The following is a 19,046-nucleotide window of genomic DNA, read 5'->3' as shown; positions in this document are numbered from 1 at the left end:
AAGTAATGATTAAGCAAATTAAAAATAATATAAATAAAGCATTGTTAGTTTTTGCATTAGCAGCTGCTTTACCTGCATGTGTAAATAAAGATGAATTTTTCTTATTGCCAGATACCGAAGGTATAGATGCTGCAATATGGGATAATGAAGGATCTGTTCAACTGCACTTAAATAGAGTGTATGATGTTGTTATGCCTTGGTTTCCATTACAGGTTTTACCCGATCGTTATGGTGTTCATGTAGCAAGTGATGAAAGTTATTTTCCAGATGGTAATGACAATGCTAAAGCAGCATTGGGTTTGGTTGGGGTTTTAGGAGTTAATGACGTAAGATTTACAGGAAATCAGTATCGTGGAAATCCGGGCGATAATAAATATTGGGATATTGCCAGATGTAATGATGCGATTACTAACGTACCGAAGGGTAAGATGCCAGCAGATAGACAGCGTATTTTATTAGGTCAATATTATGCCTTAAGAGCGATGACCTATTTTGAATTGGTAAAAGTTTATGGTGGTGTTCCACTTATCTTAGAGCAGCAATTGGAAAATTCGGTATACATGGGTGGTAGAAAGAGTGCAAAAGAATGTATTGATGCAATCGTTTCTGATCTAAATACTTCTATGCAAATGTTGGAAGGCTTTAATCCTGGTGATGGAGATGGAAGAGGTAAAATTACCAAACTGATTGCAGCTTGTTTAAAGGCTAAAGTTCTTTTTTATTGGGCAAGTCCGCAATTTAATCCAACTAATGATGCTAAACATCCTTATCAAGCAGCGAGATGGACAGATGCTTTAACTGCAAATAAAGAGGCTTATGATTTAGCTGTTACAGCCGGCAAAAGATTAATGCCAAATTATCTTGATATTTTCCGTACTGAAGGAACTGCAAATTCGGAAGCGATATTGGTTAGGACCTATTCCAGTACAGTTAATGCCAGAGGGCACAATGGTGAATCAAGAAACAGACCAAGTTCTGAAGGTGGATCTTATAGCTCATTCTATACACCTACCACAAAAATGTTAGATGCATACCCAATGAGGGATGGTAAACCTAGAAATACTTCTACTGCTTTCCCTTATGATGCAACTATGTTTTGGCAAAATAGAGACCCGAGATTTGAAGCTACTTTTGCATACAACGGCAGCGTTTATCCATTAAGTGGAAATGCGACAAGAAAACAGTGGACCTACAATACCGCAGTAAACGAATCAAATGGTAACGCTGTTTATGTTAAGCGCTTCACTACACCTGGTTTAATTGCTGGCGCAGTTGCTTATAATAATGGTTTAGGCGGTAGTGGAATGGACTGGATTGAATTAAGATTCGCCGAAGTAATGCTAAATTATGCCGATTGCTTAAATGAAACAGGAAATATCGCAGGAGCAAAAGATTTGGTTAGACAAATTCGTGTTAGAGCGGGTGTGGTGGCTGGAGATGCTGATTATGGCTTAGGTTTAGCCGGTAGTACTGCTGATTTACGAACTTTAATTTTAAATGAAAGACAAATTGAATTTGCTTTCGAAAACAAACGCAATGCTGATTTGAGAAGATCTCGCACCATGCACCTGTTAACTGGAAGTATGGCAAAATTGGAAATTCAATTGGCATCTGCGGCTGATAAAACTACGCTTGAAACAGTTACGAACGGCGTTATGTTTAGAGAAACCATTAATGTTAACGATAAAACTACTTATAATAGATATTTTAGAACCGTTACTCTGACCAATGCAACATATTTGCCTTATAATGTTCCAGAGTTTCATTATTTCTACACTTTCCATAGTGATTTTGTGAATTTTGGTGCCAATATCGCTACAACAATCGGTTGGCCGGGTGGAACTTTTGATCCATTAGATTAATTAGGAAATATTAAATTCATTATCAGTTTTAAAAATTCAAAAATGAAAACTAAAAATATTCACAAGTTATTCTTTATTGCATTAAGCATATTGTTGTTTGCTTCATGTAAAAAGGAATCAGAAAATATATTTACCATGTTTACGGATGTAACCGTAACCTATAATAATAGCGATCCCCGTTGCGTAACCGACTACAAATTGGTGAACGATAAAGATGAGGTTTGGATTGATTTCACTATCAATTCAGCATCTGAGGATATGTATTCATATACCATAGAGAAATCTTCTGGAACACAAACGCCCGAGCGTACCATAATTTCAATCAATGATCCGACTAAGCGCAGAAGTTTTAGTGATATCATTAAATTAACGATGGCTCGTGATGGAAAAACCACTTACCGGATTTATGCATTAAATCAAAAGGGGATTTTTATTGGTGATGGAAAAAAGAGTGTAACTATTGAGGTGAATCCAAGTTATATGGTTTATGCCAATAGAACCATCTACCTTCCAGATTCAGTAGGAAAGTCATTGCCTAGCTTTTTCTCGTTAAGAGATGCCTCAAGCTTTAGTTATACTAATGGTGCTTCAAACTCAGCTAACATTGATTTCGGAGTTTATAGAAAACTAGCCTCAAATTCCACCCCATCAGCGATTTCGTATACTTATAATTTATATTCTCCGAGTGTGGCTGTAAATCCATTGAGTGTTTATGATATCAGTACTTGGACACCTAAAAGAACAACAAAATTTAGCGCACCTATAACGGGACAAGCTACAGCATTTTTAACAGGGGCAGTATCTGGCTCCACTGTAGAAACATTAGCTAAAGCAAGAACTATCAATTTGGATGCTACTGTTGGTACCACATTAGCCAATGGTCTTAATACCGGTAGCGCTGTATTTTTTTTAACTCCGGAAGGTAAATATGGAATTATGTATATTAATGTGGTTGCCTTAGATTTTGAGAAGAAACCTTTCATTAACGTAAGTGTTAAAGTGCAACGATAAAAATGCCTTTTCTGGCGGCTAAACACCGCCATAATTTTATATATATTTGGTTTGAAAAAAGGAAGCAGCGAGTGCTTCCTTTTTCATTTAAGAATGTTACATTTATATATGAAAATTATTTCTACCTTGTATCGTGGCTAAGTTATAACAGTCAGGTTTAAATGCATATTCTTTAGCTATTGCTAATATGATATACTTTTAAGTCAAAATGTTGCACAAAACAGCCACATATTACGGTTAACTTTAAATTTTAATATACTTTCTAACCAAAATTTTTTATTTGAACTGACAAAGAAATGAGCCACGTTTATTAATATTTTTTCAGTTAAAGATATTAGCTTCAATTCTTTGCTTTTCTTAGGAGCAAAACAATATGAAAAAAAACTTTTTTAACCTACTATTTTCATCAGCATTAATTCTCTCCGCTGGTTCGGCTTTTGCGCAATACCCCAACATTCCTGCTGATGTTAAAAAAGCATCAGATTCGATGATGAAAGCTGCTTATCATCAATCAGACGTTGCTTGGGAGAAAGCTAAGCCCATTATCGAGCAGGAAGCTAAACAAGGAAAGCCTTATATTCCTTGGGCTGGTCGTCCAACTGACTTACCTCAATCGGATATCATTGCCTTCCCGGGTGCTGAAGGTGGTGGCGCTTACAGTTTTGGTGGTCGCGGTGGAAGAGTTATTGTAGTTAAAAATCTGAACGATAGTGGTCCGGGTTCGTTACGCGATGCCTGTGAGCAAGGTGGAGCCCGTATCGTTGTTTTCAACGTTGCTGGTATCATTCGATTAAAAACGCCGTTAATTATTCGTGCACCTTATATTACTATTGCAGGTCAAACCGCCCCTGGTGATGGCGTTTGCGTGGCTGGAGAATCGGTGTGGTTAAATACACACGATGTAATTGTTCGGTTCATGCGTTTCAGAAGGGGTGAAACTTTCGTGGGTCGCCGGGATGATGCGATTGGTGGAAATCCGGTAGGTAACATTATGATTGACCACGTTTCGGCAAGTTGGGGTTTAGATGAGAATATGTCGATGTACCGCCACATGTACAATGATAGCACGGGTAAAATCGAGGACAAATTAGCAACGGTGAACATCACTATTCAAAACTCAATCTTCTCTGAAGCATTGGATACCTGGAACCACGCTTTCGGTAGTACCTTAGGTGGTGAAAACTGTACTTTTATGCGTAACCTTTGGGCCGATAATGGTGCCAGAAATCCTTCAATTGGTTGGAATGGAATTTTCAATTTCGCAAACAATGTAGTTTTCAACTGGAATAACCGCTCTACAGATGGTGGAGATTACACTGCGTTATTTAATATCGTAAATAACTATTACAAACCCGGACCGGTTACCAATTTAAAAGAACCGATCAGCTACCGGATTTTAAAACCAGAAAGCGGTCGTAGTAAATTGCCTTATGTGGTTTTCGGCCGTGCCTACGTAGAAGGAAACATTATCGAAGGAAATGAAAAAGTAACTAAAAATAATTGGGATGGTGGTGTGCAGCTTGAAGATAAAAAAGGCGAGCTAATGACATTTGAGCAGGCTTCTCCATATTTTGCAGCAATGAGGGTGAGAAAGCCATTTCCAATGGCAAAAATTACCATTCTACCAACTTTACAAGCCAAAGATTACGTACTTACCCATGTTGGTGCTAATTTACCAAAAAGAGATCCGGTGGATACAAGGGTAATTAAGCAGGTTACAACTGGTAAAATTGATTTTATTGAAGGGGTAAAGTTACCAGAGAAAGATTTTGAACACCGTCGTTTACCAAAAGATTCTTACAAAATGGGTATTATCACCGATGTCAGTCAAGTGGGTGGTTATCCACAATATAAAGGTACGCCTTACAAAGATGCTGATAACGATGGTATGCCAGATGCATACGAATTAAAAAACGGATTAAACCCTAAAGATGCATCTGACGCTGCAAAAATTTCCAAAAGTGGCTATTCAAACATCGAAGTTTATTTGAACAGTGTTGTCAATGTTTCAACCGTAAAACCTAACTAATATGCATAAGTGGAATTCTATTTTTAGCATTGCTGTGTTATGTGGTATCGGGAATGTTGCTTTTGCGCAATACCCGGTTATACCCGAAGCAATGGAAAAAAGAGCCGATTCACTTTTAAAAAGTATTGAAGAGCAATCGGAATTACAGTTTCTTAAAGTAAAACCTATCGTTGATGCTGAGGCGAAGCAAGGCAAACCTTATATTCCATGGGCTGCAAAACCAAGTGATTTACCTCAGGCAAAAATGGTTGCTTTTCCAGGTGCTGAAGGTGGTGGAGCTTATTCTTTTGGCGGCCGAGGTGGAAAAGTTTATGTAGTGACCAGTCTGGAAGACTCAGGTAAAGGAACTTTACGTGAAGCTTGCGAACAAGGTGGTGCCCGCATTATTGTGTTTAACGTAGCAGGAATTATCAAATTAAAAACACCCCTGATTATTCGGGCGCCATACATTACCATTGCTGGTCAGAGTGCACCTGGCGATGGGGTTTGTATCGCTGGCGAATCGGTTTGGATTAATACGCACGATGTCGTGATTCGTTATATGCGTTTCCGCCGCGGTGCTACCGATGTTACCCGTAGAGATGACGCAATCGGCGGCAATCCTGTTGGAAACATCATGATTGACCACGTTTCAGCAAGTTGGGGATTAGATGAAAACATGTCTATTTACCGCCATGTTTATGATCCGAAAGACGGTTCAAAACCAGAAAAATTGCCAACGGTGAATGTAACCATTCAAAATTCGATCTTTTCTGAAGCCTTAGATACTTATAATCATGCTTTTGGAAGTACCATTGGTGGATTAAATTCTACCTTCATGCGTAACCTTTGGGCTTCGAATATTGCAAGAAACCCTTCTGTTGGCATGTACGGTGATTTTGGTTTCGCGAACAACGTAATTTTTAACTGGTGGAATAGAAGTGCCGATGGTGGCGACAATGCTTCATTTTATAGTTTTGTAAACAATTATTATAAACCAGGTCCAATAACGCCTGCAGGTCAGCCAATTTCTTATCGCATTTTAAAGCCAGAATCGGGAAGAGACGTCAGGTTCAAAAATGAGTTTGGCAAGGCTTATGTGACTGGGAATATTGTTGAAGGCAATGAAAAAGTAACCAAAAACAACTGGGATGGGGGCGTTCAGCCAGAAAGCAAACGTGATATGCAGAAGTTGTTAGATTCTATCCGTGCTGACAAACCACTTCCCATGGCAAAAATTTCGATCATCGATACCAAGAAGGCGTATGATTATGTTCTGGCAAATGCTGGTGCATCTTTACCTGTTCGAGATGCGGTAGACAAGCGTATCGTTAAACAGGTAGCAACAGGTGAAATTGAACATGTAGAAGATGGAAAACTTCCCGCTGCTCAAAATTATGTTAAACGCCGCTTGCCAGCTGATTCATACAAAAAAGGAATTATTTCTGATATTGCACAAGTTGGCGGTTATCCCGAATACAAAGGTAAAGCTTACCTCGATTCGGATAAAGATGGGATTCCAGATGCCTGGGAAACTAAAAATGGATTGAATCCTAAGGATGCCAGTGACGCAGCAAAAATCTCGAAATCAGGCTATGCCAATATCGAGGTGTATTTAAATAGTTTGGTTGATGTAAATAAGGTAAGGCCTTAAAAGGAGTTGAATTGAAGAGTTTAGCGTGAAAAGTAAAAATACTAAGCACCATATATAACCGCGTCGTCATTGCGAGGCACGAAGCAATCTTAATGCGATAGCGAAAGTTTTAAGATTGCTTCGTGCCTCGCAATGACGATAAGCGTAAATAGAATAACATTAATGCCAAAAACTAACCACATATATAAATCTAAAGTACTGTCTATTCTGGCTTTACTTTTTTTGTTTACCAGTTTTTCGTTTGCCCAAAAAACAAAACCAGTTGAACCACCCAAACCGCTTTATAAAAGCAAGGATGGTAAATTGGCTTACACTCCTGATACCGAGGGAAATCGCATTCCTGATTTTTCTTACGCAGGTTACATGGCTGGTGAAAAAGCAATTCCAGATGCAACAATAAAAGTAGTGGTTCCGGTTTCGAAGGGCGATGCCACAATAAGAATTCAATCTGCGATTAATTATGTTTCAAAGTTACCTATCGGAAAAGATGGCTTGCGTGGGGCTATTTTACTCGAAAAAGGAACTTATGAGGTGGCTGGCACACTCAAAATTTCAGCGTCAGGTGTGGTTCTTCGTGGTAGTGGATTTGGCGATGGTGGCACGAAAATTTTTGCAACTGGATTAGATCGGATCGGGGTAATCAGAATATTAGGCAGGAATGATCGGTCAGAACAGAATCCAGTGGCCATCACCAATAACTATGTTCCTGTAAATGCAAATCAGGTCACCTTATCCAATATTAATGGTTTCAAAGTCGGCGATCAGATCCTGATTAATCGTCCATCCACAAAAGAATGGATCGAAACCTTAAAAACGGCTGAGTTTGGCGGTGGCGAGAGTGCTTTGGGTTGGAAACCCGGGACAAGAGATATCCGATGGGATAGAAAGATCACGGCAATAAACGGTTCTACAATTACGCTTGATGCGCCGCTTACAACTGCACTAGACGCGAAATTTGGGGGGGCAACCGTTTCCAAGTATGAATGGAATGGAAGAATCAACAATGCAGGAGTTGAAAATTTAAAAATAGAATCCGATTATCACAAAGAAAATATTAAAGATGAATACCATCGCTGGACGGCGATTTGCCTAGAGAATGCGCAAGATGCCTGGGTGCGACAGGTTGTTTTTGAACACTTCGCTGGCTCAGCGGTAAATGTGTTAGAAACCTCAAAACGCATTACTGTTGAAGATTGTAAATCATTTGCGCCGATTTCAGAGATCGGTGGAGAGAGAAGAAATACATTTTTAACTATAGGACAGCAAACGCTTTTTCAAAGGCTGTATGCTGAGTTTGGTTATCATGATTTTGCGGTTGGCTTTTGTGCACCGGGACCAAATGTTTTCGTACAATGCCAATCTTATTTGCCTTTCAGTTTCAGCGGTACAATTGATAGCTGGGCATCCGGCGTTTTGTTCGATATTGTAAACGTCGATGGGCAAGCCTTAAGTTATTTAAATCGTGGTCAGGATGGGCAGGGTGCCGGCTGGAGCGCCGCTAATAGCGTTTTTTGGCAATGCAGTGCAGCAAGGGTTGATAATCCTCAGCCACCAACCGCACAGAACTGGGCGTTTGGAACATGGGCACAGTTTTCTGGAAATGGTTATTGGGACATGTCGAATGAACAAATTCAGCCAAGAAGTTTGTATTATGCACAACTTAGAGATCGATTGGGAAGTGAAGTTGAGGCAAGGACATTTTTACTTCCGGTAGAAACCGAAGCTTCGAGCAGCCCACCTGTTGATATGGCGCAAAAATTAACCAAGTTAGCCTATAAACCTGCATTAACTATTTCCCAATATATTGATTCGGCAACAGAAAGAAATAAAATCTCTACAGATATAAATCAAGCAAAAAGCATTGATAAAATTGGCGTAGAGAAAGTAATTCAACCAACACTTGCTGAGGCGATGACCATCAAAAATGGCTGGCTGGTTCGCGGTAACGAATTGGTGGTGGGCAATCGCCAGGATGTACCCTGGTGGAATGGAAGTGCCCGCCCTTATGGGTTGAAGAAAACAAAATTCCATGCTAGCCGTTTCGTTCCTGGTCGTGAAGGAAATGGCCTTACCGATGATTTGAACGAGATCACAGACTCCATGCAAAATGGTTCTGTAAAAGTTTTGGATCATAATTACGGGCTATGGTACGATAGAAGGAGAGATGATCACGAACGCATTCGCAGAATGGACGGTGAAGTTTGGGCGCCATTTTATGAGTTGCCTTTCGCCCGTAGCGGACAGGAAAAGGCTTGGGACGGTTTGAGTAAGTACGACATCACAAAGTATAATCTTTGGTATTGGGACAGGCTAAAAAGTTTCGCAAATCTTGCCGATCAAAAAAGTCTGGTCTTGATTCATCAAAACTATTTTCAGCATAATATTATTGAAGCAGGTGCCCATTATGCCGATTTTCCATGGCGTACGGCCAACAACATTAATAATACTGGGTTCCCAGAACCCGTACCTTATGCAGGCGACAAAAGAATTTTTATGGCTGAACAGTTTTATGATATCAGTAATGAAAATCGCAAAGCGATCCACAAAGCGTACATCAGAAAATGTCTGGAAAACTTTGATGGAAATTCGGGTGTAATTCAACTTATTGGTGCAGAATTTACCGGTCCGATACATTTTGTACAATTCTGGATTGACACCATTAAAGAATGGGAAAAGGAAACCGGTAAGCATCCGATTATTGGTTTAAGTGTAACTAAGGATGTTCAGGATGCAATCTTGGCCGATAAGACAAGGGCGGATGTGGTCGATTTGATCGATATCAGATATTGGCATTACCAGGCAGATGGAACTGCTTATGCACCTAAAGGCGGCCTTAATTTGGCACCAAGGCAACATGCCCGCTTGTTGAAACCAAAGAAAACTTCGTTTGAAGAAGTTTACCATGCAGTTTCTGAATACAAGGAAAAGTTTCCAGCGAAAGCTGTCATCTATTCAGGCGATAATTACGATTCTTTTGGTTGGGCTACTTTCATGGCTGGCGGTTCTCTTTCCAATATTCAAGGGTTTGATAAAAATTTCTTAAGCACCGCTTCCTCTATGAAAGCATTCCTTCCTGCGGGTAAATCTGCCGGGCAATATGGCTTGGAAAATACAGGCAAAGCCTACATTTTGTACAATGCATCAGGCGAATCAATCAATCTCGACCTCAGTAAAGTGGCTGGGAAGTTTAGTATGAAAGTTTTAAATACGCGAAACGGAAAGATCCTGAAAGAAGAAAAAATAAATGCAGGGGCTATGGTAAAACTAAATAAGGTTGGAACGGGCGATGAGGTAATCATCATCAATAAAATTTAATACATGAATTTAAAATTTAAACTATCTCTGGTTTTCTTAGTATCAATCCTGGCATTTGGATGCAAGGATAAACCACATTTTGGTGATAAAAGTCTACTGATTTCTGAAAATGGAAGATATTTTTCTACCGGCGATGGAAAACCCTTCTTTTGGTTGGGCGATACGGGTTGGTTATTATTTAGCCGCTTAAATCGGGAAGAAACCAATACTTACCTGGAAGATAGAAAACAAAAAGGTTTCAATGTCATTCAGGTGATGGTTTTGCATGATGTGGCTGCTAAAAATATTTACGGCGATTCTGCTTTGGTGAATAAAGATGTTTCTAAACAAGTTTTAACCGAGCAAAACGATTATAAAGATTCTACTGCTTACGATTATTGGGATCATATTGATTATGTTGTTGACAAAGCTGCCGAAAAAGGACTTTACATGGCGCTTGTACCGGTTTGGGGAACCAATGTGAAAGAGAAAAAAGTAAATGAGGTTCAGGCAAAAAAGTATGCTGAATTCCTAGCAAAAAGATACCGTGATAAGTGGAATATTATCTGGTTAAATGGTGGCGATATTAAGGGAACTGACGGTTTAAAAGTTTGGAATGCGATTGGCGAAACACTACGAGCGAATGATCCAAACCATTTGATCACTTTTCACCCACGGGGAAGAACTGCTTCTTCGGCTTGGTTTCACGATGCAAAATGGAATGATTTTGACATGATTCAATCTGGTCATCGCCGTTATGAGCAAGATACCTCAGCAAAAGAAAAATTACATTATGGCGAAGACAACTGGAGATACATTGAAAGCGATTATAAACTGAAGCCAGCAAAACCTACAATTGATGGTGAACCGTCATACGAAGATATTCCGCAAGGATTGCATGATGTTACCCAGCCACGCTGGAACGACGCTGATGTAAGAAGATATGGCTATTGGTCGGTTTTTGCCGGAGCCTTCGGCTACACTTATGGCCATAATTCGGTGATGCAGATGTACAAAAAAACTGATTTGAAACCTGCTTACGGTCCGAAAGATCAATGGATTACGGCGATAAATGCCCCGGGAGCTCAGCAAATGAAATTTTTGAAAGACTTAATGTTATCACGTTCTTATTTTGATCGGGTACCTGATCAAACGATGGTTGCAGGAACCAATGGTGAAAAATACAACAAAGTTTTAGCCACACGGGGAGAGGAGTACGCAATGTTTTACATCTACACGGGTAAAACTTTTAGTGTACAGCTTGGCAAAATAGATGGAGATGAGGTGAAGGCTTCATGGTATGATCCACGGACGGGAAAATTCACCACAATTGGTGAGTTTGAGAATAAGGGAGTAAAAGAATTCAATCCGCCAGGAAAGCCTGCAAATGGTAACGATTGGGTTTTGGTTTTGGATAAGGTTTGAAGTTTGGTTTGTTGCTATTGCTAACATGCCCGTCATTGCGAGGCACGAAGCAATCTCACGAGCCAGCAATCCTCAAAATTGCTGTCATTCTGAGGTACAAAAAATCGGAAAACGATTAGTACTGCTGAAACCTAACCCACCATTTTGGTTCGGCGGTGTATTTGGTGGTAGTTTTCTGCGGCACGGAATTTTTCACTGTGTTCAGACTGACAAAGTTGGTGATTTAAGTGGCGGTTATAAGAACGGTCGTCATTCCCAATTTGATTGGGAATCTTAAAGCGATAGCAACCATTACTTGGTCATTGCATTAAGATTCACGCCTACGCGGGAAAGACGGAGTTAAAATAAAAATTAATAAATGTTTAAAGCAAAGTTCATATTAACATTACGTTTAGCCATCATCGGACTGTCTTTGTGCGTGGTAACGTCTTGTTCAAAACAAGGGTATTTATTCACCTCGTTCCATGAACCCGCAACTGATGGCTTACGTTTTTTATATAGTTACGACGCTTACCATTGGACAGATTTGAATAAAACTTTCTTAAGACCTACGGTTGGCACACAGAAAGTTTTACGCGACCCATCCATTGCTCAAGGACCAGATGGGATTTTTCATTTGGTCTGGACATGCAGCTGGAAAGGCGACAAAGGTTTTGGTTATGCCAGCTCGAAAGATTTGATTAACTGGAGCGAACAAAAATTCCTGCCGGTAATGGAAAGTGAGCCTAAAACCGTAAATGTTTGGGCACCAGAAATTTTTTATGATAAGGAGCAGGCCGAATTTGTAATCATCTGGGCATCAACCATTCCATTCCGTTTTGCTAAAGGTATTGAGGAAGAAGAGAATAACCACCGGATGTATAGCATTACTACCAAAGACTTTATCAATTTCTCTAAGCCCAAATTGTTTTTAGATCCTGGTTTCAGTGTAATTGATGCGGTAATTGTGAAACGGGCCGCAAAAGATTATGTTTTGGTGTTGAAGGATAATACCCGTCCGAACAGAAATTTAAAAGTAGCTTTTGGGCAGGATGCCTTAGGTCCGTATAAAGATGTTTCAGAAACTTTCAGTCCGAAATTAACCGAAGGACCAACAGTGGTTAAAGTGAAAAATGATTGGTTGATTTATTTTGATGCTTATGGCCAAAAAATTTATTCAGCTTACAAAACATCAGATTTTAAAAACTTTAAAGATGTGACCTCGGAGGTGTCGGTACCAGAAGGACATAAACATGGAACCATTATTAAAGTAAAAAGGAAAGTGATTGAAGGATTGAAAAAATAAAAGGACTTTCGGTTGGTATCTCACCAGCCAAAATAAAATTCGTCTTTGCGAGGTACGAAGCAATCTTAAAGCGTTGGCTCGAAACGAGAAAAAACCCGTTGTAAGATTGCTTCGTTTCGATGACAAATCGAAAACTCGCAACGACGGCAAAATAAAAGAAGAATGAAATTGAATAGACTATATATCATCTTATCACTTGCACTTGCATCATCAACATTGCAAGCGCAGGATACAGTACGTTACACCGGGAAGACTTTAGTGAACGCAGATTATCACCATGGGCAACTTTCGCCGGTAATGGGGGTACATAATATTCAAACTTTCAGGGCAAATAGAGAACATCCGGAATTGGCCGAAAATTTTGGCTGGACGTATAACCATGCCCCAATGTTGGCCTATTGGAACAATAAATTTTATGTAGAATACTTAAGCGATAAGGTTGGCGAAAGTATTCCGCCAGGGCAAACTTTATTGCAATCTTCACCGGATGGTTATACCTGGACTAAGCCAGACGTAATTTTTCCTATTTACAGAATTGCAGATGGTACCACAAAAGAAGGCAGAACCGATGTGGCTAAAGATTTAGATGCAGTAATGCATCAGCGCATGGGTTTTTATGTTTCTACCAAAAATGTATTTCTTGTTTTAGGTTTTTATGCAATCAGTTTTGATGCTAAAGATGACCCTAACGATGGCCATGGAATTGGTAGAGCAGTTCGCGAAATTCAGGCCGATGGAAAATATGGTCCCATCTATTTTATTCACTACAATCCTGGTTATACAGAGAAAAACACCAAATATCCATACTTTACAAAGAGTAAAAATAAAGCTTTCGTTGCAGCTTGCAAAGAGTTGCTGGCCAATAAGTTGATGACGCAGCAATGGAACGAGGAAGCAGATAGGAAAGACCCGCTAATCACGTTGCAAAAACAGTATAAAGCGTTTAGTTATTATCATCTACCTGACGGAAGAGTAGTCGGTTTATGGAAAAATGCTTTGACCGCGATTAGCGCTGACAACGGGAAGAGCTGGCCTGAGAGTGCCTTTCGAGCGCCAGGTTTTGTAAACAGCAATGCCAAAATTTGGGGTCAAAAAACTGCTGATGGAAATTACGCAACTGTTTATAATCCTTCGGAATATCGGTGGCCCTTAGCCATATCAACCAGTAAAAATGGTTTAGATTATACCAATTTGCTTTTAATCAATGGCGAAATCACTCCGATGCGGTACGGTGGAAACTACAAATCTTATGGTCCGCAGTATGTTCGCGGCATTATCGAAGGCAATGGGAAACCTGCCGATGGCAAATTATGGGTAACTTATAGTATGAATAAAGAAGATATTTGGGTTTCTTCGGTGCCTCTGCCTGTAAAAGATAAGGCTATGGAACACGCAAATGATGATTTTGCTAAAACTGGCAGCGCAAAATTGCTCGAAAACTGGAATATCTATAGTCCGCTTTGGGCACTGGTTAAAGTGGAAGATGGCGCTTTGATATTGAAAGATAAAGATCCCTTTGATTACGCAAAAGCCGAACGCTTATTCCCTGCATCGAAAAAGATAATTACTTCATTTTCAGTTACACCAAAGCAAAATAACTTCGGTTTATTAGAGATCGAATTACAGGATGCAAAAGGAACGGCAAGTGTTCGCCTGACATTTGATACCGCCGGAAATTTAAGTGGAAAAGCTGGTGCTCGCTACAAAAACTTCATGAAATATGAAGCTGGAAAAAGCTATGACATCAAATTGAAGTTAGATGCCCACACGCGGTTTTATTCACTTACCGTTAATGGAAAGGAATTGTCGCTAAGTTTAGCCTTTCAGCCGGTGGTTGATGTTTCGCGTATTGTTTTCCGCACAGGAGAAGTTCGTCGCTTTCCAAATGTGGATACACCTGCCGACCAGACTTACGATTTGAAAAATGCTGGAGAATTTGAGAAGAAAGAAGCCGTTTATTCAATTAAATATTTAAAAACGGAAGGGTTTTAGGATGGGAAATATTGATAAACACACCGTCATTGCGAGGAGGCACGACAAAGCAATCTCATTAGATCAATCAGATTGCTTCAGCTCGCACCAATCCAGCTTCGCAATGACGACCGCCTTACAATTAATGAGATTTATCACATCGTCTTTGCTAGGTACGAAGCAATCTCTCATGATGTTAGGTCTCCTTGTACTTTCCTTTTCTGCCAACGCCAAAATCCTTTTGCCGCAAATTTTATCGAGTAACATGGTTTTGCAGCGAGATAAGCCCATCAACATCTGGGGATTTGCTTCACCAAATGAAAAAATCGAGGTGAATTTTGCAGGACAAACAAAGCAAGCCATAACGGATAAAAATGGGAATTGGTCTGTGTTATTATCGCCATTAAAAACATCAGCACAACCACAAAGGATGACGATTTCGGGCGCTAATAAAATTGAGTTGACGAATATTTTAGTCGGTGAAGTTTGGCTATGTTCCGGTCAATCGAACATGGAATATCAAATGCGTAAACTGGCGAAAATTCCTAAACCAAAAAATGAGAAACTGCGTTTTCCTGCAGATGCGGTAGAAAAGGCCAAGAATCAACAGATCAGGATTTTCCTGGTCAACCGCAAGCAGTTGACAAAACCCGATTCTATTCATAAAAGTTGGGCCGTTGCAGAAGATTCTGCTTTAAGGGCATTTTCGGCTGTAGGTTATTTTTTCGCGAAAGAAATCCAAGAGAAATTGGGTATTCCGGTTGGAATGATTTCTTCTGCTGTTTCTGGCAGTGCCATTGAACCCTGGGTTTCTCCGGAGGCTTTTGCGCAGGAGGAATATTTCAAAAATCAAAAGGTAAGCAACGACCCCGGCAAGTTTTATACACCAATGATTGAGCCATTAACCAAGTTTAAAGTCCGCGGATTTTTGTGGTACCAGGGAGAAACCAACTGCTTTTTAAATGAAACCATTAGTTATTCCTATAAGCTTAAAACATTGGTTAACTTATGGAGAAAGGCCTGGGGTGAGCAACTGCCATTTTACTACGTTCAAATTGCACCTTACGATTATAGCAAGCAAAAAAGCGATAAAGTTGTGCTGACGCCAGATACGGAGCCTAATTTTTGGGAGGCTCAACAGCAGGTTTTACGTTTGCCAAATACAGGAATAATTTCAACATCTGACTTAAATGACAACGGAGCAGATTTGCATCCAACCTACAAATGGGAGGTGGGAAGGCGTTTAGCGCTTTTAGCTTTAGGCAAAACATACAACCAGAAAATTGATTTTTCTGGCCCGCGTTATAAAGCCGTTGCCTTCAAAAATAATTTCGCTACTCTGGACTTTGATTATTTAAAACCGATTGCAGGCAATACTATTACGGGTTTTACCATTGCAGGCAGTGATGGAAAATTTGTTGCAGCCGAAGCTAATATTAAAGAAGGAAAAGTGATTGTTTCTTCGAAAGAAATTCCTAATCCAAAAGCAGTGCGTTACAATTGGACAGAAAATCCAACAGGTAATTTATATAGCAATGGTTTACCTGCACTGCCTTTCAGAACTGATAACCCTCTAACCAGTCAATTTAAAACCAATTAATGAAACTTAGATTTATACTTTTCTTTTGTTCGATTATGTTGTTTGGTGTTGCAAGTGCGCAGCAAACGGAAAAATTATATCTTTCTGGAACGGGAAATGATGATACCGTGAACTGGGATTTTTTCTGCACTGCCGGAGCAAATTCTGGGAAGTGGACAACCATTCCGGTGCCTTCCAATTGGGAATTACAGGGTTTTGGTAAATATAACTACGGCTTTAACAAGGAGGAAAACAAAGGAAAGGAAGAAGGCCTTTACAAGTATAAATTTAAAGTTCCGGGCAACTGGAAGAGTCAGCAAATCAATATTGTTTTTGAGGGTTCGATGACGGATACCGAAGTTAAAATAAATGGAAAATTAGCAGGAGCTGTGCACCAGGGTTCTTTTTATGTGTTTAGGTATAACATTTCGAACCTGCTGAAACCTGATGGTGAGAATTTACTGGAAGTGAAGGTTTCAAAACATTCGGCAAATAAATCAGTAAACGAAGCAGAGCGTAAAGCCGATTTCTGGATATTCGGCGGGATTTTCAGGCCTGTTTACCTCGAAGCTTTGCCACAAACACATTTTGAAAGAATACAAATCGATGCCAAAGCAGACGGAAATTTAAACACTCAGGTAGCCTTCACTGGTGATGCCGACAAAGTTGAAGTAGAGCTTTTTGCTAAAGATGGAAAACGTTTTGGTGACAGGTTTACAACTTCGGTTAAAAAAGGAACGCAAAAATTGATGTTAAACCATCAGTTTTCTCAGCCAGAACTTTGGTCCTCAGAATTTCCAAACCTTTATACAGCGACATTTTCGCTTATTAAAAAAGGTAAAGTCATCCATCAGCTTTCTAAAAAAATTGGTTTCAGAACAGTAGAAGTAAAAGAACGTGATGGCGTTTATATAAACGGAGTTAAAATAAAATTCAAAGGAGTAAACAGGCATTCATTTTATCCGACATCAGGCAGAACAACAAGTGAAAAAATCAGCATAGCTGATGTTGAGCTCATGAAAGAAATGAACATGAACGCGGTGCGCATGTCGCATTATCCTCCAGATGGCCACTTTTTAGAGGTTTGCGATTCGCTCGGTTTATTTGTGATGGATGAACTGGCTGGCTGGCACGGCACTTACGACACGCCAACAGGCACAAAATTGATGAAAGAGATGATGCTGAACGACGAAAATCATCCATCAATTATATTCTGGGCAAATGGAAACGAGGGTGGCCATAACCGCGAACTCGATCATCTTTTTGCTGAAGAAGACATCCAAAAGCGGCCATTAATCCATCCATGGGAAGTATTTAACGGATTTGAAACCACACACTATCGTGAATTTAACTACGGAATAGGAAATTACGATCATGGTCACAACATTTTAATGCCAACTGAATTTTTGCATGGTATGTGGGATGGCGGTCACGGTGCTGGCATAGAAGATTATTGGAACGCGATGTGGAACAACCCGCTTTCAGCAGGTGGTTTTCTTTGGGATTTTGCTGACCAGGCCGTTGTTCGTACAGATAAAAACGGCGAATTGGATACCGATGGAAATCACGGCCCCGATGGCATTGTTGGTCCTTACCATGAAAAGGAGGGCAGTTTCTTTACCATTAAGGAAGTTTGGAGTCCTGTTTTTGTAGAGAAGAGAGAGATGACCGCTGGTTTCGATGGCTCCTTTTTATTGGAGAACCGTTATGCTTTCACGAACTTGAATCAATGTACTTACGAATGGAAATTGAGAATGCTGAAGTCTGGTGGAACTGATGCTGAATTTAAGGCCGGTAAAGCAGATGCGCCAAACATTAAACCTTTTGAAAAAGGAAAATTGCAAATCAATCTTCCTGCAGACTGGAGAACTTTTGATGCGCTTTACCTCACTATAAAGGATTTTTATGGTAAAGAGTTATTTACCTGGAGTTTTCCAATTGCCTTACCAAAGGCTGATGCAGATAAAATGGTCACAACCACTGGACCATCGAAAGTAAATTTAAAGGAAGATGTAAATTCGTATCAGGTGTCGGCAAATGGCATCGACTTTACTTTCAATAAAACTACAGGATTATTGCAACAAGCTAAAAATGCAAATGGAACAGTTCCGTTTTCAAATGGTCCTGTAATGCAGGAAGCTGAAAATAACTTCAAAAATTTCACCACCAAAATGGATGGTCAAAATCTCATAATTTCATCTAAATTCGATAAGAAAGAGAGCTGGAATACTTTACAATGGACAATCTACCCATCTGGATGGTTAAAAATGGAAGTTAAATATTTTCCTTCGGCCTATTTTACCACATTTGTTGGACTAAACTTTTCTTATCCTGAAACGGAAATAAAAAGTGTAGAATATAAAGGCAATGGGCCTTATCGGGTTTGGAAAAACAGGATGAAAGGGCAGCAGTTTGGTATCTGGAAAAAGGATTATAATAATTCGGCAACTGGTGAACCTGGCTGGCAATATCCTGAATTTAAAGGTTACTATTCCAACATGTATTGGTGTGAGTTTGTTGGAAAACAACAATCTTTTAAAGTGGTAACAGATAGAGAAGACGTATTTTTAAGGTTGTTTACACCAAAAAAATCGAAAGATACCGAGTGGGATAATATGAGCCCAACTTTTCCAAATGGCGACATTTCTTTTATGAACGGAATTTCGGCAATAGGAACCAAAACGCAGAAACCAGAAACCACCGGACCAATGGGAATGAAACATGTATTTTACGATTTCGATAAAGACCAGAGCAGGGCGTTGGATATGACTTTGTATTTTGATTTTTCAGTGAAGTAGTCCGTCATTGCGAGGAGGCACGACGAAGCAATCTCAATAACGGAATTATGGAGCACAATAACATTAGTAAAAAAGATTGCTTCAGCTCGCTCAGGCCCAGCTTCGCAATGACGAATTTTAAAAAAAACAATAACACAATCAGTGTAATCACTTAATCGA

General features: G+C 39.8%; 10 protein-coding genes. All 10 read left to right on the top strand.

Going from position 1 to position 19,046, the window contains the following annotated elements:
- Positions 1 to 5 precede the first annotated feature (5 nt).
- Positions 6 to 1,862: a RagB/SusD family nutrient uptake outer membrane protein gene (locus ACZZZC_RS14200; RefSeq protein ID WP_463482642.1), complete on the top strand. Its 1,857-nt coding sequence runs from the start codon at positions 6 to 8 to the stop codon at positions 1,860 to 1,862.
- Between the two features lie 42 nt (positions 1,863 to 1,904).
- The gene (locus tag ACZZZC_RS14195) at positions 1,905 to 2,873 is read left to right on the top strand and encodes a hypothetical protein (protein ID WP_463482641.1); all 969 of its coding nucleotides are present in this window, start codon (positions 1,905 to 1,907) and stop codon (positions 2,871 to 2,873) included.
- A gap of 373 nt (positions 2,874 to 3,246) precedes the next feature.
- A complete protein-coding gene (locus tag ACZZZC_RS14190; RefSeq protein WP_463482640.1) occupies positions 3,247 to 4,902 on the top strand; it encodes a pectate lyase family protein in 1,656 nt (551 codons plus the stop codon).
- Position 4,903: 1 nt separating this feature from the next.
- Complete coding sequence (locus ACZZZC_RS14185; protein ID WP_463482639.1) at positions 4,904 to 6,535, top strand: pectate lyase family protein; 1,632 nt, start codon at positions 4,904 to 4,906, stop codon at positions 6,533 to 6,535.
- Positions 6,536 to 6,697: 162 nt separating this feature from the next.
- On the top strand, positions 6,698 to 9,850 hold the full coding sequence (locus tag ACZZZC_RS14180; RefSeq protein ID WP_463482638.1) for a DUF6298 domain-containing protein: 3,153 nt from the start codon (positions 6,698 to 6,700) through the stop codon (positions 9,848 to 9,850).
- Positions 9,851 to 9,853: 3 nt separating this feature from the next.
- Positions 9,854 to 11,254, top strand: coding sequence for a glycoside hydrolase family 140 protein (locus tag ACZZZC_RS14175; RefSeq protein WP_463482637.1), 1,401 nt, complete (start codon positions 9,854 to 9,856; stop codon positions 11,252 to 11,254).
- 358 nt (positions 11,255 to 11,612) lie between these two features.
- Positions 11,613 to 12,539 (top strand): glycoside hydrolase family 43 protein, encoded by a 927-nt coding sequence (locus ACZZZC_RS14170; protein ID WP_463482636.1) that lies wholly within the window; start codon positions 11,613 to 11,615, stop codon positions 12,537 to 12,539.
- A 162-nt stretch (positions 12,540 to 12,701) separates the two neighbouring features.
- Positions 12,702 to 14,531 carry a six-hairpin glycosidase gene (locus tag ACZZZC_RS14165; protein ID WP_463482635.1) on the top strand — a complete coding sequence of 610 codons (1,830 nt, stop codon included), beginning with the start codon at positions 12,702 to 12,704 and terminating at the stop codon, positions 14,529 to 14,531.
- 169 nt (positions 14,532 to 14,700) lie between these two features.
- Positions 14,701 to 16,110, top strand: a complete 1,410-nt coding sequence (locus tag ACZZZC_RS14160; protein ID WP_463482634.1) for a sialate O-acetylesterase — start codon at positions 14,701 to 14,703, stop codon at positions 16,108 to 16,110.
- Positions 16,110 to 18,887 carry a glycoside hydrolase family 2 protein gene (locus tag ACZZZC_RS14155; RefSeq protein ID WP_463482633.1) on the top strand — a complete coding sequence of 926 codons (2,778 nt, stop codon included), beginning with the start codon at positions 16,110 to 16,112 and terminating at the stop codon, positions 18,885 to 18,887. Before ACZZZC_RS14160 ends, ACZZZC_RS14155 begins: the two co-directional genes overlap by 1 nt.
- Positions 18,888 to 19,046: the final 159 nt, after the last annotated feature.

This window comes from Pedobacter sp. AC212 (assembly GCF_979258625.1).
The sequence above is the reverse complement of the archived record's forward strand: the minus strand, read 5'-3'. Positions and strand labels throughout refer to the sequence as shown.